The 21416-nt window shown below is 73.6% G+C and carries 25 protein-coding genes and 1 tRNA gene; 17 read left to right on the plus strand and 9 right to left on the minus strand.

The features are described from left to right. The first annotated feature begins 59 nt into the window (after positions 1–59). Positions 60–944 (plus strand): LysR family transcriptional regulator, encoded by an 885-nt coding sequence (locus DFH01_RS05185; RefSeq protein WP_109869284.1) that lies wholly within the window; start codon positions 60–62, stop codon positions 942–944. After that, positions 941–1393, plus strand: coding sequence for a globin domain-containing protein (locus DFH01_RS05190; protein WP_109869285.1), 453 nt, complete (start codon positions 941–943; stop codon positions 1391–1393). The genes DFH01_RS05185 and DFH01_RS05190 overlap by 4 nt, the downstream gene beginning before the upstream one ends. Here DFH01_RS05190 and DFH01_RS05195 read toward each other — a convergent pair. Beyond that, a complete protein-coding gene (locus tag DFH01_RS05195) occupies positions 1383–2618 on the minus strand; it encodes a TonB family protein (protein ID WP_146216997.1) in 1236 nt (411 codons plus the stop codon). The two genes, DFH01_RS05190 and DFH01_RS05195, sit on opposite strands and share 11 nt — an antisense overlap. A 247-nt stretch (positions 2619–2865) precedes the next feature. Continuing rightward, entirely contained in the window at positions 2866–3735 is an 870-nt protein-coding gene (locus DFH01_RS05200; RefSeq protein WP_109869287.1) for an alpha/beta hydrolase, read from the minus strand. Positions 3736–3805: 70 nt separating this feature from the next. Here DFH01_RS05200 and DFH01_RS05205 point away from each other — a divergent pair, with 70 nt between their 5' ends. Next, positions 3806–5371 carry an ABC transporter substrate-binding protein gene (locus tag DFH01_RS05205; protein WP_158287619.1) on the plus strand — a complete coding sequence of 522 codons (1566 nt, stop codon included), beginning with the start codon at positions 3806–3808 and terminating at the stop codon, positions 5369–5371. Beyond that, positions 5368–7068 (plus strand): gamma-glutamyltransferase family protein, encoded by a 1701-nt coding sequence (locus tag DFH01_RS05210; protein WP_158287620.1) that lies wholly within the window; start codon positions 5368–5370, stop codon positions 7066–7068. Before DFH01_RS05205 ends, DFH01_RS05210 begins: the two co-directional genes overlap by 4 nt. 54 nt (positions 7069–7122) lie before the next feature. Here the strand turns inward: DFH01_RS05210 and DFH01_RS05215 are convergent. Further along, positions 7123–7198, minus strand: a tRNA-Ala gene (locus tag DFH01_RS05215). A 203-nt stretch (positions 7199–7401) separates the two neighbouring features. Between DFH01_RS05215 and DFH01_RS05220 the strand changes: the two genes are divergently transcribed. The 6 genes from DFH01_RS05220 (at position 7402) to DFH01_RS05245 (ending at position 10970) form a co-directional block, all read left to right on the plus strand. Further along, on the plus strand, positions 7402–7713 hold the full coding sequence (locus tag DFH01_RS05220) for a YggT family protein (RefSeq protein ID WP_109869290.1): 312 nt from the start codon (positions 7402–7404) through the stop codon (positions 7711–7713). A 26-nt stretch (positions 7714–7739) separates the two neighbouring features. Beyond that, complete coding sequence (locus tag DFH01_RS05225) at positions 7740–8009, plus strand: DUF167 domain-containing protein (RefSeq protein ID WP_269846223.1); 270 nt, start codon at positions 7740–7742, stop codon at positions 8007–8009. After that, on the plus strand, positions 8006–8851 hold the full coding sequence (folD, locus tag DFH01_RS05230) for a bifunctional methylenetetrahydrofolate dehydrogenase/methenyltetrahydrofolate cyclohydrolase FolD (RefSeq protein ID WP_109869291.1): 846 nt from the start codon (positions 8006–8008) through the stop codon (positions 8849–8851). The genes DFH01_RS05225 and folD overlap by 4 nt, the downstream gene beginning before the upstream one ends. Before the next feature lie 10 nt (positions 8852–8861). Further along, entirely contained in the window at positions 8862–9737 is an 876-nt protein-coding gene (locus tag DFH01_RS05235) for a DMT family transporter (protein ID WP_109869292.1), read from the plus strand. 74 nt (positions 9738–9811) lie between these two features. Next, complete coding sequence (locus tag DFH01_RS05240; protein WP_109869293.1) at positions 9812–10426, plus strand: FMN-binding negative transcriptional regulator; 615 nt, start codon at positions 9812–9814, stop codon at positions 10424–10426. Continuing rightward, positions 10419–10970 carry an NUDIX domain-containing protein gene (locus tag DFH01_RS05245; protein ID WP_233255967.1) on the plus strand — a complete coding sequence of 184 codons (552 nt, stop codon included), beginning with the start codon at positions 10419–10421 and terminating at the stop codon, positions 10968–10970. Before DFH01_RS05240 ends, DFH01_RS05245 begins: the two co-directional genes overlap by 8 nt. Positions 10971–11083: 113 nt before the next feature. Here DFH01_RS05245 and DFH01_RS28075 read toward each other — a convergent pair whose 3' ends face one another. Beyond that, positions 11084–11236, minus strand: a complete 153-nt coding sequence (locus tag DFH01_RS28075) for a hypothetical protein (RefSeq protein ID WP_158287621.1) — start codon at positions 11234–11236, stop codon at positions 11084–11086. Positions 11237–11349: 113 nt separating this feature from the next. Here DFH01_RS28075 and DFH01_RS05250 point away from each other — a divergent pair, with 113 nt between their 5' ends. Further along, positions 11350–12879, plus strand: coding sequence for a L,D-transpeptidase scaffold domain-containing protein (locus DFH01_RS05250; RefSeq protein ID WP_158287622.1), 1530 nt, complete (start codon positions 11350–11352; stop codon positions 12877–12879). On the opposite strand, the gene DFH01_RS05255 is transcribed toward DFH01_RS05250, so the two are convergent. Together DFH01_RS05255 and DFH01_RS05260 are read right to left on the minus strand one after the other, a co-directional pair. Further along, positions 12794–13726 carry a serine/threonine dehydratase gene (locus DFH01_RS05255; protein WP_109869295.1) on the minus strand — a complete coding sequence of 311 codons (933 nt, stop codon included), beginning with the start codon at positions 13724–13726 and terminating at the stop codon, positions 12794–12796. The two genes, DFH01_RS05250 and DFH01_RS05255, sit on opposite strands and share 86 nt — an antisense overlap. Positions 13727–13775: 49 nt before the next feature. Next, on the minus strand, positions 13776–14252 hold the full coding sequence (locus DFH01_RS05260) for a DUF1203 domain-containing protein (RefSeq protein WP_109869296.1): 477 nt from the start codon (positions 14250–14252) through the stop codon (positions 13776–13778). A 158-nt stretch (positions 14253–14410) separates the two neighbouring features. On the opposite strand from DFH01_RS05260, the gene DFH01_RS05265 reads away from it, so the two are divergent. The 6 genes from DFH01_RS05265 (at position 14411) to DFH01_RS05290 (ending at position 19399) form a co-directional block, all read left to right on the plus strand. Then, positions 14411–14866, plus strand: a complete 456-nt coding sequence (locus tag DFH01_RS05265; protein WP_109869297.1) for an HPr kinase/phosphorylase — start codon at positions 14411–14413, stop codon at positions 14864–14866. Then, positions 14863–15801, plus strand: coding sequence for an RNase adapter RapZ (gene rapZ, locus DFH01_RS05270; RefSeq protein ID WP_233255968.1), 939 nt, complete (start codon positions 14863–14865; stop codon positions 15799–15801). Before DFH01_RS05265 ends, rapZ begins: the two co-directional genes overlap by 4 nt. Before the next feature lie 82 nt (positions 15802–15883). Further along, positions 15884–16339 carry a PTS sugar transporter subunit IIA gene (locus DFH01_RS05275; RefSeq protein ID WP_109869298.1) on the plus strand — a complete coding sequence of 152 codons (456 nt, stop codon included), beginning with the start codon at positions 15884–15886 and terminating at the stop codon, positions 16337–16339. Then, positions 16336–16701, plus strand: coding sequence for an HPr family phosphocarrier protein (locus DFH01_RS05280; protein ID WP_199231135.1), 366 nt, complete (start codon positions 16336–16338; stop codon positions 16699–16701). The genes DFH01_RS05275 and DFH01_RS05280 overlap by 4 nt, the downstream gene beginning before the upstream one ends. Beyond that, positions 16691–18556, plus strand: a complete 1866-nt coding sequence (ptsP, locus tag DFH01_RS05285; protein ID WP_109869299.1) for a phosphoenolpyruvate--protein phosphotransferase — start codon at positions 16691–16693, stop codon at positions 18554–18556. The genes DFH01_RS05280 and ptsP overlap by 11 nt, the downstream gene beginning before the upstream one ends. 12 nt (positions 18557–18568) lie before the next feature. Beyond that, positions 18569–19399 (plus strand): NADPH-dependent oxidoreductase, encoded by an 831-nt coding sequence (locus DFH01_RS05290; RefSeq protein WP_109869300.1) that lies wholly within the window; start codon positions 18569–18571, stop codon positions 19397–19399. Between the two features lie 9 nt (positions 19400–19408). Here DFH01_RS05290 and DFH01_RS05295 read toward each other — a convergent pair whose 3' ends face one another. Genes DFH01_RS05295 through ubiA form a run of 3 tightly spaced genes read right to left on the minus strand, consistent with a single transcriptional unit; the run spans position 19409 to position 21407 of the window. Then, a complete protein-coding gene (locus DFH01_RS05295) occupies positions 19409–19837 on the minus strand; it encodes a type IV secretion protein Rhs (protein ID WP_109869301.1) in 429 nt (142 codons plus the stop codon). Between the two features lie 35 nt (positions 19838–19872). Beyond that, positions 19873–20511: a class I SAM-dependent methyltransferase gene (locus DFH01_RS05300; RefSeq protein WP_109869302.1), complete on the minus strand. Its 639-nt coding sequence runs from the start codon at positions 20509–20511 to the stop codon at positions 19873–19875. Next, positions 20508–21407, minus strand: a complete 900-nt coding sequence (ubiA, locus tag DFH01_RS05305; RefSeq protein WP_109869303.1) for a 4-hydroxybenzoate octaprenyltransferase — start codon at positions 21405–21407, stop codon at positions 20508–20510. Before ubiA ends, DFH01_RS05300 begins: the two co-directional genes overlap by 4 nt. Positions 21408–21416 lie beyond the last annotated feature (9 nt).

Genomic DNA, 21416 nt, shown 5'->3' on the forward strand with positions numbered 1-21416 from the left:
CGGCGGGCCGGCCTGCCGCGTATTCTCTCGGCACCGAGACGACCGGGCGGGAGGCCGCGATGGCTGGCAGCTGGGACGACCTGAAGGTTCTTCTCGCCATCAGCCGCGCCGGCACGCTCACGGGTGGCGCCGCGCTGCTGAACATCGACCAGTCCACCGCGGGACGGCGTCTGGCGGCGCTGGAAGCGGAGCTCGGCGCGATCCTCTTCATCCGCTCGAAGCTCGGCTTCACGCCGACCGAGGCCGGGCAGGCCGCGATCGCGCGCGCGCTGGAGATCGAGGCACGCACGCTGCGCCTGGCCGAGGAGGTCGCCTCCGCCGGCCGCGGGCCGAGCGGGCTGGTGCGCATCATCGGCAATCCCTGGACGATGGTGCGGCTGGTGGAGACCTCGCTGCCGGCCCTGCTGGCGCGCCATCCGGAGCTCGATATCCGCACCATCGGCGGCGCGCTGCGACGCAGCCTGGCGCGGGGCGAGGCGGCGATCGCGCTGTGGTTCGAGATGCCGCCCGACCACACGGAATTCGCCATCCGCCTCGGCGAGGTGCCCTATGCCATCTACAAGCCGCGCGGCGTCGATGCGGCGAAGCTGGGCTGGGCCGCCTTCTGGGACGACGAGGCGCCGCGCCGCGCGCCGACGCGCTGGACGGAGCGCGCCCGCGCCGCCGAGGAACGCCTGGTGCTGACCGCGACGGATTCCAGCGTGATCCTCGCCGGCATCCGCGGCGGTCTCGCCAAGGGCCTGCTGCCGATGTGCCTCGCGGAAGGCGACCCGCGCATCGAGCGCGTCAATCCCGGCCCGCCCGAGCTGACGCGCGTGCTGCATCTGCATGCGCATCCCGACACGATCCAGATGGCGCGCGTGCAGGCGACCATCGCCTGGCTGCGCGAGAGTTTCGCGCGCGCCTTCACCCCGACCGCGCCATCGCTTGAGCTTGCGGCATGACGGCGCTGACGGAAGAGGAGCTGGACCGCGTCCGCGGCAGCTTCCGTGCGCTGGCCGCGCTGGGCGAGGACGGCGCGGCGACCTTCTACGACCGGCTCTTCGCGACCTCGCCCGGCCTGCGCGCGCTGTTTCCCGAGGATATCGGGCCGCAATGCACGAAGCTGATGAGCATGCTCGGCGTGATCGTGGCGCGGCTGCACGACCACGCGGCGCTGCAGCCGCTGCTGGCCGATCTGGCGCGGCGCCATGTCGGCTATGGCGCGCGGCCGGAGCACTACGCCGGCGTGGGGGAGGCGTTGCTGTGGACGCTCGGGCAACGGCTCGGCCCCGAGTTCACCCCGGCGCATGCGGATGCGTGGCGGCGCGCCTATGCGGCGCTGTCGGCCACCATGCTCGATGCCGCCGCGCCGGCCGGCGATGCGGCGCGGCCGCAGCTGCTCAGCGCATGATCAGGATGTAGTGCACCGTCAGCTCGATGGTGACGCCGTTCGGGTCGGCCGGCGGCGGGAAGGCCGGCAGCGTGGCGCCCGAGAAGGGGAAGGTCGTTCCCGTGTTCAGCGAGGGCGAGGCCGAGGGCCCGACGAGCCGGACCTCGCGCACGCGCCCGTCCGGCTCGGCGGTGATCAGCACGCGCACCCGGCCGCTTTCGCGGTTCTCGATGGCGCGCCGTGGATAGCTGATGTTCCGGTCGAGCCAGGCGCGGAAGGCGGCCCGCCAATCGGCGCCGACCTGCGCGCCGGTGACGCGGACATTCGGGTCGCTGGCGGCCCTGCCTTCCGAGAGGCGCGGGTCCACGCTCAGGTCCATCCCCTGCGCATCGCGCCGCCCCGCCGGCGCCGAGGGCTGCGAGGGCTGGGCGGGCCGGCCGAGCTGCAACCCGCCGGGCATCCAGATCGAGCCCCGCGGGAAGGCCGCCGCCGCCTGGTCCTGTTGCTCCGGGCGCGCGGGCGGGCGGGCCGGCGCGGCCTGCTCGCGCGGCGGTGCAGGGGTGGGCGCGGGTGCTGGCTGCGGGCGCGGCACGGGCGGCGCCGCCAAGGCGGCGACGGGCGGCGGCGGGGCGGGGGGCGGCGGCTCGGGAAGCGCCTGGGGTGCCGCCGGCCGATCGCGCGGTGCTGGAACGGGCGGGGGCGCGGGCGCGGCCAGCGCGGGCAGGGGCGGTCTGGGTGCGGGCGGCGCATCGGGCGGCGCGTCCGGCCGTGGCAGCGGCGCCGCGACATCCGGGGCGCGCGGGCTCGGGAGCGGGGCGTCCGGGACGGCGACCACCGGCGGGCGCGGCAGGTCCCGGGGCGGCGCGGGCGGGGCGGCGACGGGCGGCGGCGCGGGCGCGATGGCGGGCCGCGGCGGCTGCGGTGCAGGCGGGGCCGGCGGAGGCGGCGGCGGCAACGCCGCGACCGGGGGGGCCGGGGGTGCGCTGACGCCGGGCGGCGGCGTTGCGAGGGTCGGCGCGCCGGGCGGTGCCGGCGCTTGCGGCGGCGCGGGGACGTCCGGCACGGGCGGGGCGGGCGCCACCTCGAGCCCCAGCGGCGGCTCCGCGGCGGAGCGCTCGGGCTGGCCGCCCTCCCAGACGATGTCGAAGGCGGGCGGCGGCAATTCGCGGGGTGGCGCCGGGGCTCGCCCCGCCCACCACAGAGCGACCAGCAGGATCGCGAGATGGACCGCCGCCGAGGCCGGCACCCAGGGCCGCCCGGCGCGGCCCGGCCGCGCGCCCGGCCAGCGCGGGCCCGGCGGCGCCAGTGGCGCCGGGCGCTGCGTGGTCAGCGGCGGCTCGCGCCGCGCGGCCGCGCGACGCCGTGCCCCGAGGCGGGGTGCCGGGCGCGGTCGCGGGCTGGGTCGAAGCGGTTCTGGCACGGGGTCCGAGCGGGATAGACGATCCGGCGGCGCCCCGCGAGCCGTTCGGAGCCGGAGCGTCACCGCCCGCGCCTCATCCCGGTTGGGCTTCCCGGATCAGGCGCATCATGGCGGCGTTCAGCCCGGAGCCCGGCACGGCGAAGGCATCCAGCACGACGGTGATGTGGTCCGCGCCGGCGGGGATGACCAGTTCCGCGCGGTTCCCGGCGGCGTTCCAGGCGGCGGCGAAGTCCCGCGACTGGCGCAGGAACTCCTCGGCCTCCGCCCCGCCGACCGACACCAGCAGCGGCGCCCCGCGCCCGACGCGCCGCGCGGGGCTGAGGGAGGCCGCTTCCTGCTCCGTGAAGCCGAGCGTCGCGTTCTGCGCGCTGCGCCGCACCGGCTCCAGCTCGAAGAGGCCGCTGATGGCGCAGCCGCCGGCGATCACCTCATCCGGCAGGCCATGCGCGGGGGGCCAGGCGCGGTCCATCAGCTCCGCGACCAGGTGCCCCCCGGCCGAATTGCCGGAGACGAAGATCGCCGCCGGGTCGCAGCCCAGCGAGGCGGCTTGCGCGTGCAGCCAGCCCACCGCGCGCCGGCAGCTCTCGACGATGGCGCCGAGCCGCACATCCGGGATCAGCGGATAATCCAGCACCGCGACTGCGACGCCCTGGCCGACGAAGCCCTCCGCCACGAAGGCGAAGCCGCTTGCATCGAGCGAGCGCCAGAAGCCGCCATGGATGAAGAGCAACAGCGGCCAGGGGCCGGGCGTCGCGGCGGGGTAGAAGTCCAGCGTCTCGGCTGGATGCGCGCCGTAGCGCAGCCCCGCGCGATGCGGCAGCGTGGCGCGGGCGCGCGCCGCCGCCTCGGCCCGCCGCGCGAAGAGCGCATCGAGGTCGCGGATGGCATCGAGCGTGAACTGCGCATCGAGCTCCGCCTGTCCGTAGTGCCGCCACACCGCCATGCCGGGGCTGCCTTTCGCCTTCGCCGAAGGTCAGGCTAGCCTCTCTTCCACGAGGACGGGAGGAAGACGGATGCGCATCGCGACGAGGCTTGTTCTGGCGGGCGCACTGCTCGGGGCCGCGACGGCCGTGCAGGCGGCGGATCTCACCATCGCCGTGGAGGTCGCGCCGACCTCGATGGATCCGCATTTCCACAATTTCGGTCCGAACAAATCGCTGCATGCGCATGTCTATCAGGGCCTGGTGGGACGGGCGCCGGACCAGAGCCTGGTGCCGGCGCTGGCGACCGCGTGGCGCGCGACCGGTCCGAACGAGTGGGAATTTGCGCTGCGCGGCGATGCACGCTTCCATGACGGAACGCCCTTCACCGCCGAGGACGTCGCCTTCACCTTCCGCCGCGCGCGCGAGGTGCGGGGCAGCCCCTCCAGCTACGCCTTCTTCCTCGCGCCGGTAAGCGAGGTGCAGGTGCTGGACCCGCAGCGCATCCGCATCACCACCACGGCGACCTTCCCCGACCTGCCGGCCTATGTGAGCCAGATCGGCATCGTCTCCGCCCGCATCGGCGCCGACGCGCAGACCGCCGACTACAATGCCGGCCGCGCCGCGATCGGCACCGGCCCCTACCGCTTCCGCGGCTTCGTGCCGGGCGAGCGCGTGGAGCTCGCGCGCAGCACGACCTGGAACGGCGAGGCGGAGCCCTGGGAGAACGTGACCTTCCGCGTCATCGCCCAGCCGGCGGCGCGCGTGGCCGCGCTGCTCGCCGGCGACGTGGACATGATCGCCAACGTCCCGCCGCAGCAGGTGGCGCGGCTGCGCCAGGATGCGCGCTTCAAGGTGGTGACCGGCGTCTCGCCGCTGCTCGTCACCTTCTTCCCCGACCATGCCGAGCGCGAGGCGCCCTTCGCGACCACCAATGACGGGCGGCCGATGCCGAACCCGTTCCGCGACCTGCGGGTGCGCCGGGCCGTCTCCATCGCGATCGACCGGCGCGGCATCGCGGAGCGTGTGATGGACGGGCTGGCGAGCCCGACGATGCAGTTCATGCCGCCGGGCTATTCCGGGCACCTTGCCGACATCGCCGTGCCGGCGGCCGACGTGGCGGAAGCGCGGCGGCTGCTGGCCGAGGCCGGCTTCCCGGACGGCTTCCGCCTGACGCTGCACTGCCTGAACAACCGCATCGTGAACGACGAGCAGATCTGCCAGGCGGTGGCGCAGATGCTGGGCCGCATCGGCATCCGCACGACGGTGGACGCGATGCCGCAGGCGGTGTTCGTGCCGCGCGCGCAGCGCTTCGAGTTCAGCCTGTTCATGCACGGGCTCAGCACGGAGCTGGCCGAGCCCGCCTCCCTGCTGCTGCCGAGCGTCGCGACGATGGACCGTGAGCGCCGGACCGGGGCGATCAACCGCGGGCGCTACTCCAACGCGGAATTCGACCGGCTGCTCGCACAGGCGCAGACCACGCTCGATCCTGTGGCGCGGGCGGCGCTGATGGATCGTGCGCAGCGCATCCTGATCGAGGAGGTCGCGCTGGTGCCGGTGCATCACCAGGTGAATGCATGGGCCACGCGCGCCACGCTGGTGCAGACGCCGCGGCAGGACGAGTTCACGCTGGCCACCATGGTCCGGCCCGCCCGGTGAGCGCGCCCTATCGCGCGCGCGGCTACGCGACGCGCCACGCCGCGGCCGCGACGCATCACCTGGCGGCGCAGGCGGCCGGGCGTGTGCTGGATGCGGGCGGCAACGCCGTGGATGCGGGCGTCGCCGGCGGCCTGGTGCTGAACGTCGTGCAGGGCGAGTTCTGCCACTTCGCCGGGGTCGCGCCGATCATCGTCTGGCCGCCGGGCGATGCCGCGCCGAGCGTGATCGCCGGCGTCGGGCCCTGGCCGCGGCGCGCGGATGCGGAGGTCTTCCGCCGCGCGCATGGCGGGCGCATCCCGGAAGGCGTGCTGCGCACCGTGGTGCCGGCGGCGCCCGATGCCTGGATCACCGCCCTCGCCCGCTTCGGCACCATGTCCTTCGGCGAGGTGGCGAGCCAGGCGATCGCCTATGCGCGCGACGGCTTCCGGGCGACCGAGCTGTTCTGCGAGGTGGTGCGCGAGTTCGAGGCCGGCTTCCGCGCCTCCCCCGGCAGCGCCGCCGTCTTCCTGCCGGAGGGCCGCCTGCCCCGCCCGGGGGAGCTGATCCGGATGACGGAGCTCGCCGCCACCCTGGAATTCCTGGCGGGCGAGGAACGGGCGGCTGCGGCGCGGGGGCGCGTGGCGGCGCTGCAGGCGGCGCGCGACGCCTTCTATCGCGGCGACATCGCGGCCCGGATCGCCGCCTTCTACGCCGAGCAGGGCGGCTGGCTGGCGCGCGCGGACCTGGCCGGCTTCGCGGTGCCGGTGGAGAGCGCCGCCAGCGCGCGTGCCTTCGGGACCGATGTGCATATGTGCGGCGCGTGGTCGCAGGGGCCGGTGCTCGGCATGGCGCTGGTCAATGCCGCGCCGCTGCTGCCGCCCGGACGCGGACTCTCCGATCCGGAAGCCGTCCACGCGATGGCCGAGAGCTATGCGCTCGCCTTCTCGGATCGCCATGCCAGCTTCGGCGATCCCGACTTCGTCGCCGTGCCGCTCGATCGGCTGCTGGACCCGGCCTATGGCGCGGCGCGCGCCCGACTGGTGCAGCCCGACCGCGCCTTCGGCGACATGCCCCCGGCCGGCGTGGCGGCGCCGATCCAGCGGCCGGCCGCGGCGGCGCGCTGGACCGAGCCTGAGCTCGACACCGCCTTCATCTGCACGGTGGACCGGCATGGCGGGCTGTTCGCCGCGACGCCGAGCGATGGCTGCTTCGCCGGCCCGATGGTGCCGGGGACGGGGCTGTGCCCGTCGTCCCGCGGGAGCCAGTCCTGGACCGATCCGGCGCATCCGGCCTGCCTCGGGCCGGGGCGGCGTCCGCGGCTGACCACCTCACCCGCCATGGCGCGGCTGCCGGATGGCCGCCGCATGGCCTTCGGTACACCAGGCGACGACGTGCAGCCGCAGGCGATGGGCCAGGTGCTGCTGCGCATCGTCCGCGAGGGCATGCCGGCACAGGACGCGGTGGAGGCGCCGCGCTTCGCGACGATGTCCTTCCCGCGCTCGAGCGACCCGCACGAGCATTTCCCCGGCCGGGTCGCGATCGAGGCGCGCTATGGCGAGGCGGTGCTCGGCTGGATGCGGGATGCCGGCCACCGGGTGGCGCCCTGGGCGGAATGGGACTGGCGCGCGGGCAGCGTGGGCGTGGCCATCACCGACGCGGCGGGCCGGATCGAGGCGGCTGCCGATCCGCGCCGCCCGTCAGGCGTCAGCGCGCGATAGAGTGCGCCCGATCCGGGGACCCGACTGTCGTGAAGAGATGAGGGTGAGGGAAAGTGGTGGAGCTGAGGGGAATCGAACCCCTGACCTCGTCATTGCGAACGACGCGCTCTCCCAACTGAGCTACAGCCCCGTCCGGCCCCATACTGGGCAGGTGAGGGCGCGGGTTATCGTCGGGTCGCATGGGCAAGTCAAGGCGCCCTGAGGCAATGGCGCGCGCCTTGTTCCGGGGCGGTCCGGCCACTAGGTTCCGGCCGATCGCTTGAAGCCGCCGCACCGCGCCCGGCCCGCAACCAGCCGGGGGCAACTGCCGCAAGGTCGCCAGGGAACCGCCCGATGCTGCTCGATGCCGTGTTCTTTCTCGTGCAGGCGGGGCTCGACCTGTACTGGTGGGCGGTGCTGCTCGCCGCGATCGTGCAGACGCTGATGTCCTTCAACGTGCTGGACGGGCGCAACCGGATCGTCTGGACGATCGCCGACTTCCTCTACCGCGTGACGGAGCCGGCGCTGCGCCCGATCCGCGAACGCCTGCCGAACCTGGGTGGCATCGACCTCTCGCCGCTGGTGCTGCTGCTGCTGATCACGGCGGTCTCGATCGGCGTCGCGGCGATCCGCGGCTACCTGATCCGCGCCGGGATCTATTTCTGAGCGCCTTCCGGCCGTTGCCGGACGGGGTGGAGCTGCGCGTGAAGGCACAGCCGAAGTCGCGCCGGCCGGGCATCGGCGGACCGTCGCCCGACGGCGCGGCGCTGCGCGTGGCGGTGACCGAGGCGCCGGAGGATGGCCGCGCCAACCGCGCCATCTGCGCGGCGGTGGCCGAGGCGGTCGGCGTCGCGCCCTCCGCCGTCACCTTGACCCAGGGGGCCTCAGGGCGTCTCAAGACGCTGCGCATCGCCGGCGATCCCGCCCGGCTTTCCGAAACGCTGAACCGGCTGCTCGCATGACCGCTCGCCTGATCGACGGCAAGGCCGTCGCCGCCGACCTCCGCCGCGCCATTGCCGCGCGCGTCGCTACGCTGGGCTATCGGCCCGGCCTGCGCGTGGTGCGCGTGGGCGAGGACCCGGCCTCGGGCGTCTATGTCCGGAACAAGGACAAGGCGGCGCAGGAGGCGGGCTTCGACAGCGCCACCCTGCATCTGCCCGAGGCGACGACGGAGGCCGAGCTGCTGGCCGTGGTCGCGCGGCTGAACGCGGACCCGGCGGTGGACGGCATCCTGGTGCAGCTGCCCCTGCCCAGGCACATCCGGGCCGAGGCCGTTATTTCAGCCGTCGCGCCGGAAAAGGACGTGGACGGCTTCCATCCGCTGAATGCGGGCAGGCTGGCCTCCGGTGAGCCCGGGCTGGTGCCCTGCACGCCGAAGGGCGTGATGCATCTGCTGCGGGCGGCGGGCTGCTCCTTGCCCGGCGCGCGGGCGCTGGTGGTGGGGCGCAGCACCATCGTCGGGCGGCCCATGGCGCAGCTTCTGCTGGCGGCGGATTGCACCGTGACAATCGCCCATTCGCGCACGCGCGACCTCGCGGCGGAATGCCGGCGGGCCGAGATCCTCGTCGCCGCGGTCGGACGGCCGGAGATGGTGCGCGGCGACTGGGTGGCGGAGGGCGCGACGGTGATCGATGTCGGCATCAACCGTCTGGAGAGCGGCAGGCTGGTCGGCGATGTCGAGTTCGAGGCGGCCTGCCGCCGGGCGGAGGCGATCACGCCCGTGCCGGGTGGCGTCGGGCCGATGACCATCGCCTGCCTGCTGGAGAACACGCTGGACGCGGCGATCGCGCGTCGCGGCGCGTAAAGCGCCGGCGATGGGCAAGGGCGGGCTGCTGATCGGCGGCGCCTTCGTCGCCATCTGGGCCTCGGCCTTCACCGTCGCGGGCGTGGTGGTGCGGGAATGGCCGCCGCTCTGGTCGCTGGCGATCCGCTTCGGTCTGACGGCGCCGATCCTGCTGGCCATCGCGCTGGCCTTTCGCGCCAGGCTGCCGGGGCGGGAGGACCTGCTGCGCGTCGCGCTGCTCGGCCTGTTCGGCATGGGCGGCTACCTGGCGCTGGCCTGGCTGGCGATGGCGCGCATCCCGACGGGGCTGGTCGCGCTGATCTGCGCGGCGACGCCGATGCTGGTGGCGGCGGGCGAGAGCATCTTCCTGCGGCGGCCACTGCCCCGGATGGCGTGGGTGGGACTGGCGATCGGCTGGTCGGGCGTGGCGCTGCTCGGCTTCCTGCGCGCGCTGGACGGGCTGGCGGCGGCGGAGGCCTCGGGCTTCGTCTTCGCGGTGGGCGCCGCCACGGCGCAGGCGATCGGGCTGTTGATCTACGCGCCGGCCAAGGGGCGGGTGGACCTGTGGGTGGCGAGCCTGGGGCAGACCACCGTCTCCGCGGTGCTGTGCCTCGTGCTGGCGCTGCTGCTGGAAGGTGCCGCGCCGCGGAGCGTCCACTGGTTCACGCTGGGTGGGCTGCTGTGGTCCATGCTGGTCGTCGGGATCGGCGGCTACGCGCTGTATTTCGTGATGCTGAAGCGCGTGCCGGCCTCCACCGCCTCGGCGCTGCAATTGCTGGCGCCGCCGCTGGCCGCGGTGTTCGGCTGGGCGCTGCTGGGCGAGCGGCTCTACGTCAGCGACATCGTGGGCGGGGTGCTGACGCTGTCGGGGCTGGCGCTGCTGGTGCGGGCGCGGGCGCGGGGGTGACTGGATTGGTGCGGTCCGGCGGGCTGGAATTGGCTCTCGCGCCGGACCAATCCGCGGCGCAGGATCGGCCCGCCATGTACACCCCGCCCGCCTTCCGCGTGGACGACCCGGACTGGATGTTCGGCTTCGTCGCAGCCAATGACTTCGGCCTGCTGGTCACGGCGGAGCCGCTGATGGTCTCGCACCTGCCCTTCCACCTGCTGCGGCCGGAGGGCGAGGGGCGCGCGGTGCTGCTCTGCCACCTGGCGCGCGCCAATCCGCAATGGCGCGCCTTCGAAGGCGCCGGGGCGGAGGCGCTGGCGGTTTTCCGCGGGCCGCATGCCTATGTCTCCTCGGCCTGGTACGGCGCGCAGCCGGCGGTGCCGACCTGGAACTACGACGCGGTGCAGGCGCGCGGCCACGCGACGCTGATCGAGGATCCGGACGCGATCGCCGTGCAGATGCGCGCACTCGCCGCGCGCTACGAGCCCGACCCCGGCTTCGACATGGATGCGCAGCCCGTGCGCTACATGGAGGGGATGTTCAAGGCGCTGGTCGGCGTGCGGATCGAGGTGAAGCAGTGGACGGCGAAGCGCAAGCAGAGCCAGAACCGGCCCATGGCCGACCGCATCGCCGTCGCGGCGCAGCTCGAGGCGCGCGGCGAGCATGCCGCGGCCGCCGCCCTGAAGGATGCGAACGGACTTGGCTGACACCGACCCCGACATAATCGCGACCGGATCGCGCATCGTCTACGAGAACCGATGGATGCGCGTGCGGGAGGATGCGATCCGCCGGCGCGACGGCTCCGCCGGCATCTATGGCGTGATCGAGAAGGACGATTTCGTCGTCGTCGTGCCGGTGCATGCGGACGGGTCGGTCACGCTGGTGCAGCAGTTCCGCTACCCGGTGGGCGCGCGCTTCTGGGAGTTCTGCCAGGGCATGTGGGGCGGGCCGGATGACGACCCGGTGCTGGCCGCCGCGCATGAGCTGGCCGAGGAGACCGGGCTGACGGCGGAGACGCTCACGCCGGCGGGCCATCTCTTCGAAGGCTACGGCACGATGCGGCAGGGCTTTCGGGTGTTCGTCGCAACCGGCCTGACGCAGGGCGAGGCGCGGCCGGAGATCGAGGAGCAGGACATGGTCAGCCGCCGGTTCCCGCGCGCGGAGCTCGAGCGGATGCTGCGCGAGGGCGAGATCCAGGATTCCGTGACGGTCGCGGCCTGGGGGCTGCTGCTGGTGAAGGGGCTGGTGTAGCGCGCAGCATGCACGACACCGCCGCGATGCGCGGCTGCGTCCTCAGGCTTGTCGATCGGCCGGCGCCCGACAGGTCTGCACCGGGATGCGGCGCAGACCTGCGGGGGTTCGCGTCAGCCGCGCGCGCGCGGCACCGGCGCCGGGGCCGGCGCGGGCGGCGGGGCGACCTGGGCGGGCGCCGGCGGGGGCGGCGGGGCCTCCTGGGCGCAGGCTGCCATCAGCAGCACGGGGGCCATGACAACCAGGACCTTGGACAGGGCGCGCATCTCATTCTCCGATCAGGGTGCCCACACATGGACACAGCACAATTCAACGTTAGGGTTAGGCACAAAGTCAAACCCCCGGTTACATGATTCGCAGGAATTCAGGAACGGAACAGGTGCGGGCGCCGAAACGCTGCCTCGATCCGGAGCGCAAGGGGGCGGCCGCGGCACGGCCGTCGTCCGGGCGGAGGGCCTTTGCCGGGGGCACGCTCGCCCTCGCCGCGGCCTGGGCGCTGCCGGGCTGCGCGACGATCGAACCCGAACTGTCCCGCTCGCCACCACCACGAGCCCCTGACGACCTGACCCGGCTGCGGGACGGCGGGCCCGACCCGGTGGTCGCCGGGGAGACGTTGCGCGGCGACCTGCTGCGCCGATTCTACGCCCAGCGCGGCTTCGAGCCGGTCTGGACGACCAGGCCGGCGCAGGCTGCCGCGTTGGCGGATGTCGTGCTCGCCGCGGGCGATCATGGCCTCGATCCGGAGCTGTTCCAGGCCGGGTTGCTGCAGCGACGCGCAACGCTCGCGCCGCTGCAGCGGGATATGCTTCTGTCGCACGCCGTGCTGACCTATGCCGAGGCGCTGGCCCTCGGCGCCGTGCCGGCCGCCCGCCGCCGCGACGGCGAGGCCCTGGCGCCCGATCCGGTGGATGTCGCGCGGGTGCTCGATGCCGCGCTCGACCGCCGCGATCCCGCGGCCGCCATCGAGGCGCTGGCGCCCGCGACCCCGACCTATGAGGCGCTGCGCCGGGCCCTGGTGCAGCTGCGCGACGGCGCGGCGGCCAGCGACGGCCTTGTGGCGGACGCGCTGGCGCGGAGTGCGCGCGGCATCGCGGTGAACCTCGAGCGGCAGCGCTGGCTGCCGCGGCGGATACCGCCCGACCGGGTCTGGGTGAATGTCGCGGACCAGCAGGTGACGTTCTATCGCGACGACCAGGCGGTCTTCACCAGCCGGGTCGTCGTGGGCGACGTCATCGAGCGCAAGCAGAGCCCGGAATTCAGGACCGTCATCGAATCCAGCCTGCTCAACCCGCCCTGGGTGGTCCCGCGCGACATCGTGGAGGCGGACATCCTGCCGCGACTCGAACGCGATCCGGGCTTCCTCGAGCGCCACAACATCACGCTGCTGCCGAATGGCGAGGCGGAGCAGGCGCCCGGCCCCGAATCCGGCCTGGGCGCCATCATGTTCGTGATGCCGAACCGCTTCGACGTCTATCTGCACGACACGCCGGACAAGTCCGCCTTCGGGCGGGAGAACCGCCGGATCAGCAATGGCTGCATCCGGGTGGAGAACCCGCTGCAGCTCGCTTCCCTGCTGATGGAGAAGCCGCTCGGCGCGATCCATGAGGCGATCGCGGAGGGCGGCACCACGCGCAAGCCGCTGCCGCGGCCCGTGCCGGTCTTCGTGACCTACCAGACGGCTTTCGCGACCGCGGACGGGACGCTGCAGTTCCGCCCCGACTTCTATGCGCGCGATGCCGGCATCTGGCGGCAGCTGCGCAAGAACCCCGGGCCCGAGGAGACCCCCGAACCGGCGCCCGAGGCGGCGCCGGCGGTGGCGGCGGCTACACGACCTTCGCCGGGTCCGCGTTCGACCCGCAGACCACAACCGCGACCCGCGCCCCGGCTGGTGGAACCCAGGCGCCGCTGACCAGCGCGGCCATCGCCGCCGCGCCGCCCGGCTCGGCGATCAGGCGCAGCGCCTGCCAGATGCGCCGCTGCGTCTCCCGGATCGCCTCGTCCGTGACCAGCACGGCCTCGGCGACGTGGTGCCGCGCGACCTCGAACATCAGCGCGCCGACCTGGCGGGCGCCGAGGCTGTCGGATGCGAGCCCGCCGACCGGGCAGGGCACCGGGCGGCCTTCCTTCAGCGCGGTGGCGAGCGTCGGGCAGCCTTCGGGCTCGACGCTGATCACCTGCGTGCCGGTGCCGGCGTACCAGGCGGCGATGCCGCCGATCAGGCCGCCACCGCCGGTCGCGACCAGCACATGCGTCGCTTCCGGCGCGTCCTGCGACAGTTCGCGCCCCACCGTGCCCTGGCCGGCCAGAACCTCGGGCTGGTCATAGGCGTGGACGATCAGCGCGCCGGTCTCCGCGGCGCGGGCCTCGCTGGCGATGCGCGCCTCGTCATAGGCCGCGCCGATGCGGTGCAGCACGGCGCCGTAGCCCTCGATCCGGTCGGTCTTCGCGGCGGGCGTGGCGGTGGGGCAGAAGACCTCGGCCTTCACGCCGAGGGCGCGCGCCGCATAAGCCACCGCCGCGCCGTGGTTGCCCCCGGAGGCGGTGGCGACGCCGGCCGCGGGCAGGGTCGCGCTCAGCATCCTGTTGAAGGCGCCGCGCGGCTTGAAGCTGCCGGTCGCCTGCAGGAGTTCCAGCTTGAGGATCAGGTCCATGCCGAGCCCCAAGTCGCCGCCCCCCATCCGCATCACCGGCGTGCGGCGGATATGGGGGGCGATGCGGGCGGCGGCGGCTTCGATGTCGTGGCGTGACGGCGTCATGGCGCCGGAGGCTGGCAGCCCTGCGCCCCTAAAGCAATTCGGCCGAGTTTCAGTTCAGCCGCTCCGCGGCGGCCAGCCAGCAGCCGGGCCGGGCCGTGTGGATGTTCACGAAGCGCGTGCGCGGGTCGGAGAGCGCCCGCAGCAGCGGCGCCGCGACGTCCTTGCCCTCGCAGACATGGCCGAGGTCGTAGAGGCACATCTCCCCGGCGTCGTAGCTGCGGACGGAGACGATGCCGTTCGCCAGGACGGTGGGCGGGATCGCGTTCGCCGCCTCGAAGCGGGGGCAGTCCCGCGCATGGAGGAAGATCGGGCTCGGCGTCCAGTAGACGCCGCCGGGCCGCGGCAGGTCCCAGCTGCCCAGCAGCATCTCCTCGCCCGGCTCGCCGAGCTGCAGGCAGTGGCGGCAGGGGAAGCCCGGGCCGTCCACGACGCGGCGGTGCAGCATTTGGCCACGGTCGTCGCGGCCGGTCTCGCGGAAGCGGCGGGCCGCCTCGGTTGGCATGGCGATGCAGCGGAAACCGGACATGGGCTCTCTCCCTCTCGGAGACGCGCTTCTGGCGCGGTCGGGGCGCCCGCGCCCTCCGCCGGTTGCGCCGGCATGCCGGGCCGGCCACCCCCGGTCCCTTGATTCCCGCCTCCTTTCTGCCATGTTCCGCCGGCTTGGCTTGGGGGCCGGAACCGGGAATGCCTCTTCACGCCTCTTGTGCCGCCCGCGGCGGCGACGGCGTGCTGTTCCTCGGCCCATCGGGCACGGGGAAGTCCGAACTCGTGCTCAGGCTGATGGGCCGCGGCTGGACGCTGGTGGCGGACGACCAGGTGGAGCTGGAAGCGGAACCTCCCGATCTGCTGATGGCCGCGCCGCCGGCGCCGCTGCGCGGCATGCTGGAGGTGCGCGGCCTGGGCCTGGTGCGCGACCTTCCGGTGACCGCGCCCGCCCCCCTGCGCCTGGTGGTGGACCTGCTGCCGGAGGGCGAGGCGCCGCCCCGCCTGCCCGAGCCGCGCGCTTTCGAAGCCCAGGGTCGCCGCCTGCCGCGCATCGCCCTGGCGGGGCGGGAGGCCGCCGCGCCGGACAAGGTTTCGCTTGCGCTGGACGCCGCCTGTGGGCGCGTGGCGATGGCCGCCGGAGCCTTCGCGGCGTGAGCGACCCCGCCCCCGCGCGCCCCGTCGTGCTGGTGACCGGCCTGTCCGGCGCCGGCAAGGCCTCCATCCTGCGCACGCTGGAGGATCTCGGCTTCGAGACGGTGGACAACCCGCCGCTCAACATCCTGGAAGAGCTGGTCTGCGACGGGCTGACGCCGATGGCGATCGGGGTGGATGCCCGCTCGCGGGGCTTCCAGGCGGCGGAGGTGCTGGCGGCGCTGCAGCATCTGCGCGCCCGCGCCGACATCGCGGCGAGCCTGGTCTTCGCCACGGCGGAGGAGGCGGTGCTGCTGCGCCGCTTCTCCGAGACGCGGCGGCGGCATCCGCTGACGCCCGGCGGGCCGCTCGGCTCCCGCGTCGCGGACGGCATCGCGCGGGAGGCGGAGCTGCTGGCGCCGCTGGCGGAGGCCGCCGACGTGGTGATCGACACCTCCGAGCTGCCGCTGCCGGAGCTGCGCCGGATGATCGAGCGGCGCTTCCGCCCGACCGGGCCGGCCGGGCTCGACATCGCCATCCTGTCCTTCGGCTATCCGCGCGGCCTGCCGCGGGAGGCGGACCTGGTCTTCGACATGCGCTTCCTGCGCAACCCGCATTACGACCCGGTGCTGCGCCCGCAGACCGGGAAGGATCCCGGTGTCGCCGCCTATGTCGAGGCCGACGACAATTTCGAACCCTTCTGGACTCGCATGACAGGGCTGCTCGAGGTCCTGTTGCCCCGCTACGTCGCGGAGGGAAAGAAATACCTCACCATCGCCCTGGGCTGCACCGGGGGCCGTCACCGATCCGTGCTTGTGGCGGAGCGTCTGGCAGCCCATCTGAAGGCCGAGGGATGGCGGGTGGACGTGATCCACCGAGAACTCGCGCAGGCGCCAGGCAAAGCTGCCGACGCCGATGCTGCCCAAGCGGGGCGGGAGGCCCTGGCTCCTTCGTCATGACGATCGACCCTTCGAAACCGGCACGACGCCCGTATTGCGGCCAGCACTGCGGCGCAGGGTTGCGCGCCGCCCGGCGACGCCGATGATCGGCTTGGTGCTCGTCACCCATGGGCGGCTGGCCGAGGAGCTGCGCGCGGCCATGGAGCATGTGGTCGGCGCGCAGGACGCGGTGGCCACCGTTTGCATCTTCCCCGAGGACCGGATGGAGGCGCGGCGGGAGGACATCCGTGCCTCGATCGCCAAGGTGGACCAGGGCGACGGCGTGGTGGTGCTGACCGACATCCTGGGCGGCACGCCGTCCAACCTGGCATTCCAGCTGTGCGACCATCGCCGGGTGGAGGTGATCGCCGGCGTGAACCTGCCGCTGCTGGTCAAGCTTGCGAAGATCCGCGGGACGGAGCCGCTGGCCGAGGCGGTGGCGCATGCCACCGCGGCGGGGCGAAAATACATCGCCTGCGCGGCGGAGATGCCGGACGCCGGCAAGGCGAATGTCGGCGAGGCGCCGGTGCCGGCCGTCGCCGCGGGGAGGGGCTCATGAACGAGTGGCCGGATGAGGCGGGCGAGGCCAAGGCCTCCGTGTCGGCCGCGCCCGTCGATGCGGGGCCTTGCGGCTGCGACGCCTCGGGCGGGATGACGATGCGGCGCACGCTGCGCATCATCAACAGCCGCGGCCTGCATGCGCGGGCCGCCGCCAAGCTGGTGGGCGTCGCGGAGCGCTTCTCCGCCTGCATCAATGTCTCCCGCCACGGCCAGACGGTGCCCGCCTGCTCCATCATGGGGCTGATGATGCTGGGCGCCGGCCAGGGCAGCGAGATCACGATCGAAGCCGAAGGCTGGGACGCCAAGGAAGCCCTCGAGGCGGTCGCCGGCCTGGTCGAGGCCGGCTTCCATGAAGACTGAGCGCACCGAGCGCACCGAGAAGGGCGAGGCCAGGCCCGCCGATCCGCCGGCGCGTCGTGCGCCCCGCCGCAAGGAAGTGTTGATCCGCGGCATCGCGGTATCCCCCGGCATCGCCAACGGCGAGGTCTTCGACACCACCGAGCCGCCCGCCGAGGCGCCGCGCCGCCAGATCGAGGCCGAGGCGGTGGACGCGGAGAAGCACCGCCTGGCGGCCGCCGTCGCCACTTCCCGCAAGCAGGTCGGCAAGCTGAAGACAAGGCTGTCGGTCCTGCCGGAGGAGGCGCAGGAGGAACTCGAGCCGCTGCTCGACGCCTATGCGCTGATGCTGGGCGACAGTCGCCTGATCCGCGGCGCGCGCAAGCGCATCGAGCATGAGCTGCTGGCCGCCGAAACGGCGGTTGCGGACGAGGCCGAGGCGATCGCCGAGGTGATCCTGGCCGCGCGCGACGACGACAAGGCCGGGCTGAAGCGCCGTGCGGGCGAGGTGCGGGAGATCGCGCGCCGCCTGACGCGCAACCTGACGCAGAACCCCTTCCGCAGCTTCAAGGACGTGCCCGAGGGCGCGATCCTGGTCGCCGAGGAGCTGACGCCCGCCGATGCCGCGCTGCTCGATCCGTCCCGGATCGCCGGCGTCGCGACCGAGGAGGGCGGCGCGGACGGCCACACGGCGATCATGCTGCGCGCGCTCGGCATTCCCGCGGTGCTCGGCGCGCCGGGGCTGACGGAGGCGGCGCGGCGCGGCGACCAGGCGGTGCTGGACGGCGCTGCCGGAACCATTGCGCTGCATCCCACCGCCGCGACCGTGGCGCATGCGAAGGAACAGCTGGCCGCCTATGCGCGGGAACGCCAGCGCCTGGGCAAGCTTCGTCGGCTGCCCGCCGTGACCACCGACGGCGAGCTGGTGGAGCTGCAGGCGAATCTGGAGATCCCGGCGGAGTTGCCGCTGATCGCGCAGGCCGGCGCGCAGGGCATCGGCCTGTTGCGCAGCGAGTTCCTGTTCATGAACCGCGAGGACCTGCCGGACGAGGACGACCAGTTCGCCGCCTATGCGCCGATCGTCGCCGCGATGAACGGCGACCCGATCACCATCCGGGTGCTGGACTGGGGTGGCGAGAAGGACATGCAGGCGCTGGCCGCCGGCATCGAATCCCAGCATGCCGGGCCGAACCCGGCGCTCGGCCTGCGCGGCATCCGCATGCTGCTGAAGCGGCCCGAGCTGCTGGAGGAGCAGTTCGCCGCGATCCTGCGCGTGGCGGCGCAGGCGCCGGAGGGCGCGGTGCGCGTGATGCTGCCGATGGTGACGGTGCCGGAGGAGGTGAAGGCGGCGCGGGAGATCTATGAGCGCGTCGCCAAGCGCGTGCGCCGGCGCGGCGAGAAGCTGCCGGAGAAGCTGCCCGAGCTCGGCGCGATGATCGAGACGCCGGGCGCGGCGCTCGCCGCCGACGCGATTGCGCTGGAGGCGGATTTCTTCGCCATCGGCACCAACGACCTGGCCATGTACACGCTGGCCGTGGATCGCGGGGAGGCGGATGTCGCGCATCTCTACGATCCGCTGCATCCGGCGGTGCTGCGGCTGATGCAGTTCGCGACCGAGGCCGCGCTGCGCCTGCGCATGCCGGTTTCCGTCTGCGGCGAGATGGCGGGCAACCCGCGGCTGGTGCCGCTGCTGCTGGGCCTCGGCATCCGCTGCCTGTCCATGAATGCCAGCGCGATCCCGCGCGTGAAGCAGGCGGTGCGCGCGCTGGATATCGGCGACTGCGCCCGCTTCGCGCGGCGCGTGATGGAGCAGTCCGACCCCGCGCGCATCCGCGAACTGGTCGACGGCTTCGCGACCGGCGTGACCGAGCGGGGATAAGGGGTCTTTCGGATGGACGGTATCGCGCAAACCGGTGCGGCGAGGCTTGCCGCGCGCTATGGCGGCGACGCGCCGGATGTGAGCGCGCCGGCGAACGCCGTGGTGGACAGCATCCTCGCGCATCGCTCGATCCGCGCCTTCCTGCCGGCGCCGCTGGCCGATGGCGTGCTGGAGACGCTGGTGGCCGCGGCGCAATCCGCGCCGACCTCCTCCAACCAGCAGGCCTGGAGCGTCGTCGCGGTGCAGGACCCGGCGCGCAAGGCGCGGCTCGCCGCGCTGTCCAACGACCAGCGTTTCATCGTCCAGGCGCCGCTGTTCCTGTGCTGGATCGCCGACCTGTCGCGGCTGGACCGCCTCGGCGCCGCGCATGGGCGCAAGCTGGAGGGGCTGGAATTCCTCGAATCCTACATGGTCGCGCTGGTGGATGCGGCGCTCGCCGCGCAGAACGCGGTGGTGGCGGCGGAATCGCTCGGTCTCGGCACCGTCTATGTCGGCGCGCTGCGGCATCACCCGGAGAAGGTGGCGGAGGAACTCGGCCTTCCGCCGAATGCCTTCGCGGTCTTCGGGATGAGCATCGGGCATCCCGATCCGTCCGTGCCCTCCGCGGTGAAGCCGCGCCTGCCGCAATCGCTGGTGCTGCACCACGAGCAGTATGCGGTGGCGGAGGAGCCGGCGCGGATCGCGGGCTATGATGCGCGGCTCGGCGCCTTCTCGCAGGCGGTGGGCATGGGACGGCAGGACTGGACGCAGCGCATGCTGGCGCGCGTCGGCACCGCGGCGGCGCTGAGCGGGCGCGACCGCATGCGCGAGGCGCTGGCGGCGCTGGGGTTCAAGCTGCGCTGAGACGTTCCTTCACTTCCCCTTCGCGCCTTCGGTGCGGCCGATGTATCGGCCCCGGTCGTCGTAGTCGCGCCGCGTGCCGGAGCCGCTGAACTCGCTGCGCCCGGTGAAGGCGCCGCGGTCGTCGTAGCGGCGGATCGTGCCGTCGCGCCGCTCGTCCCGCCCCGTGTAACGGCCGCGATCGTCGTAGTGGCGCAGCGTGCCGCCCTGCGCCTCGCCGCGCCCGGTGTAGCGGCCACGCTCGTCGTAGAAGCGCGTGCGGCCGTCCTGGGTCTCGGCGCGGCCGGTGTAGCGGCCGCGGTCGTCGTAGAAGCGCGTGGTGCCGCCCTGGGTCTCGGCGCGGCCGATGAAGCGGCCGCGATCGTCGTAGCGCCGCTCGGTCTGGGCGAGCGCGGGCGTGGCGAGGCAGAGGCACAGAAAAACGAAACAAGAAAACCGCATGGCGGGGAGGATGGTGCCGCGCGGTTGCGGCAGCGTTACGGCGACATCCTGTAGATCGTGACCTCGCGCAGGGTGCGGTCCTCCAGCTCCAGGCTGGTCGGCACCGCGTGCTTCGCCATCGGTTCCAGCCCCTGCCCGGGCAGGTAGGCGCGGCCGGGATCGGCCACCCAGACCTCGCAGCGCGCCGCCATGGCGCGCAGCCAGGGCAGGATGTGCGCGGTCATCGGCGCCTCGTAGCAGACATCGCCGGCGAGGATGATGTCCCAGCGGCAGTCGGCGCCGACGATGTCGCCCTCCGGCGTCTCCACCGCCACGCCGTTCAGCGCGGCGTTGAGGCGCACGGCGGCGAGGGCGAGCGGGTCGATCTCGGCGGCTTCCACCCGCGCGGCGCCGGCCTTCGCCGCGGCGATGGCGGCGATGCCGCAGCCCGCGGCGAAATCCAGCACGCGCTTGCCCGCCACGCGCTGCGGCTCGTCCAGCAGCAGGCGCGCGGTGGCCTGCCCGCCGGGCCAGGCGAAGGCCCAGAAGGGCGGCTCGATGTTCTTTTCGCGCAGCCAGTCCTCGGTGGCCTGCCAGATGGGCGTGATTTCCGTCGCCAGATGCAGCGCGATCTCCGGCACCAGGGATGCGCGGGCGACAGTGGTGTGCGCGGCGACGAAGACTTCGGGGGTCACAGGCGGCCGATCAGGAACGCCAGCGCGATGGCCAGCCCGGCCTCGCGGTTGGACTTGAACAGGCGCAGGCACAGGGCAGGGTCGTGGATGTCGAGCGCCTGCGCCTGGCGCGACAGCATCCAGGCCGGCAGCAGCAGGGCGAGGAAGAACCAGAGCGAGGCGCCCGCCAGCAGCCCTGCCACGCCCAGCAGCGCGACCGTCGCGGCGTAGCAGCCTGCAACGAACACCGCGGAATCCGCGCCGAATTTCCGGGCTGTGGAGCGGATGCCGACCAGCGCGTCGTCCTCCCGGTCCTGATGCGCATAGACGGTGTCGTAGCCGAGGATCCAGAAGAAGCCGGCGGCCCAGAGCGCGAAGGCGGCCGCATCGAGCGTGCCGGTCGCCGCGGCCCAGCCCGTCGGCGCCGCCCAGGAGAAGACGAAGCCCAGCACCGCCTGCGGCCAGTCCGTAATCCGCTTCGCGAGCGGATAGAGCGCGATCGGCACCAGCGAGAACAGGCCGACCGCGATGGCCATGGTCGGCAGCGAGAACAGCACCGCCGCGCCGATTGCGCAGAGGGCAGCCAGGAACGCCACCGCCTGCCAGGGGGTGACCGCGCCCGAGGCGAGCGGCCGCCCGCGCGTGCGTTCCACCTGCCGGTCCAGCTCCCGGTCCCAGAGGTCGTTCACCACGCAGCCCGCGCCGCGCATGGCGAAGGCGCCGAGGGTGAACAGCAGCATCAGCCGGATGCCGTCGGCCCCTGTCGGCGCGGCGGCGGCGATGGCCCAGTAGCCGGGCAGCACCAGCAGCCAGGCGCCGATCGGCCGGTCGAAGCGCGCCAGCAGCGCATAGGGGCGCCAGGAGGCCGGCAGCCGCGCCACCCAGCCCTGCGCCCGGATATCGGTGAAGCCCGTCATGGGCCATAC

Source organism: Falsiroseomonas bella (assembly GCF_003173615.1).
Taxonomy (GTDB): Bacteria; Pseudomonadota; Alphaproteobacteria; order Acetobacterales; family Acetobacteraceae; genus Falsiroseomonas; species Falsiroseomonas bella.

Bases quoted from the DNA above. Each gene is read 5' to 3' on its own strand.
- DFH01_RS05185 (WP_109869284.1), top strand. From the start codon at position 60: ATGGCTGGCAGCTGGGACGACCTGAAGGTTCTTCTCGCCATCAGCCGC.
- DFH01_RS05190 (WP_109869285.1), top strand. From the start codon at position 941: ATGACGGCGCTGACGGAAGAGGAGCTGGACCGCGTCCGCGGCAGCTTC.
- DFH01_RS05200 (WP_109869287.1), bottom strand. From the start codon at position 3,735: ATGGCGGTGTGGCGGCACTACGGACAGGCGGAGCTCGATGCGCAGTTC.
- DFH01_RS05205 (WP_158287619.1), top strand. From the start codon at position 3,806: ATGCGCATCGCGACGAGGCTTGTTCTGGCGGGCGCACTGCTCGGGGCC.
- DFH01_RS05220 (WP_109869290.1), top strand. From the start codon at position 7,402: ATGCTGCTCGATGCCGTGTTCTTTCTCGTGCAGGCGGGGCTCGACCTG.
- folD (WP_109869291.1), top strand. From the start codon at position 8,006: ATGACCGCTCGCCTGATCGACGGCAAGGCCGTCGCCGCCGACCTCCGC.
- DFH01_RS05235 (WP_109869292.1), top strand. From the start codon at position 8,862: ATGGGCAAGGGCGGGCTGCTGATCGGCGGCGCCTTCGTCGCCATCTGG.
- DFH01_RS05240 (WP_109869293.1), top strand. From the start codon at position 9,812: ATGTACACCCCGCCCGCCTTCCGCGTGGACGACCCGGACTGGATGTTC.
- DFH01_RS28075 (WP_158287621.1), bottom strand. From the start codon at position 11,236: ATGCGCGCCCTGTCCAAGGTCCTGGTTGTCATGGCCCCCGTGCTGCTG.
- DFH01_RS05255 (WP_109869295.1), bottom strand. From the start codon at position 13,726: ATGACGCCGTCACGCCACGACATCGAAGCCGCCGCCGCCCGCATCGCC.
- DFH01_RS05260 (WP_109869296.1), bottom strand. From the start codon at position 14,252: ATGTCCGGTTTCCGCTGCATCGCCATGCCAACCGAGGCGGCCCGCCGC.
- DFH01_RS05265 (WP_109869297.1), top strand. From the start codon at position 14,411: ATGCCTCTTCACGCCTCTTGTGCCGCCCGCGGCGGCGACGGCGTGCTG.
- DFH01_RS05275 (WP_109869298.1), top strand. From the start codon at position 15,884: ATGATCGGCTTGGTGCTCGTCACCCATGGGCGGCTGGCCGAGGAGCTG.
- DFH01_RS05280 (WP_199231135.1), top strand. From the start codon at position 16,336: ATGAACGAGTGGCCGGATGAGGCGGGCGAGGCCAAGGCCTCCGTGTCG.
- ptsP (WP_109869299.1), top strand. From the start codon at position 16,691: ATGAAGACTGAGCGCACCGAGCGCACCGAGAAGGGCGAGGCCAGGCCC.
- DFH01_RS05290 (WP_109869300.1), top strand. From the start codon at position 18,569: ATGGACGGTATCGCGCAAACCGGTGCGGCGAGGCTTGCCGCGCGCTAT.
- DFH01_RS05295 (WP_109869301.1), bottom strand. From the start codon at position 19,837: ATGCGGTTTTCTTGTTTCGTTTTTCTGTGCCTCTGCCTCGCCACGCCC.
- ubiA (WP_109869303.1), bottom strand. From the start codon at position 21,407: ATGACGGGCTTCACCGATATCCGGGCGCAGGGCTGGGTGGCGCGGCTG.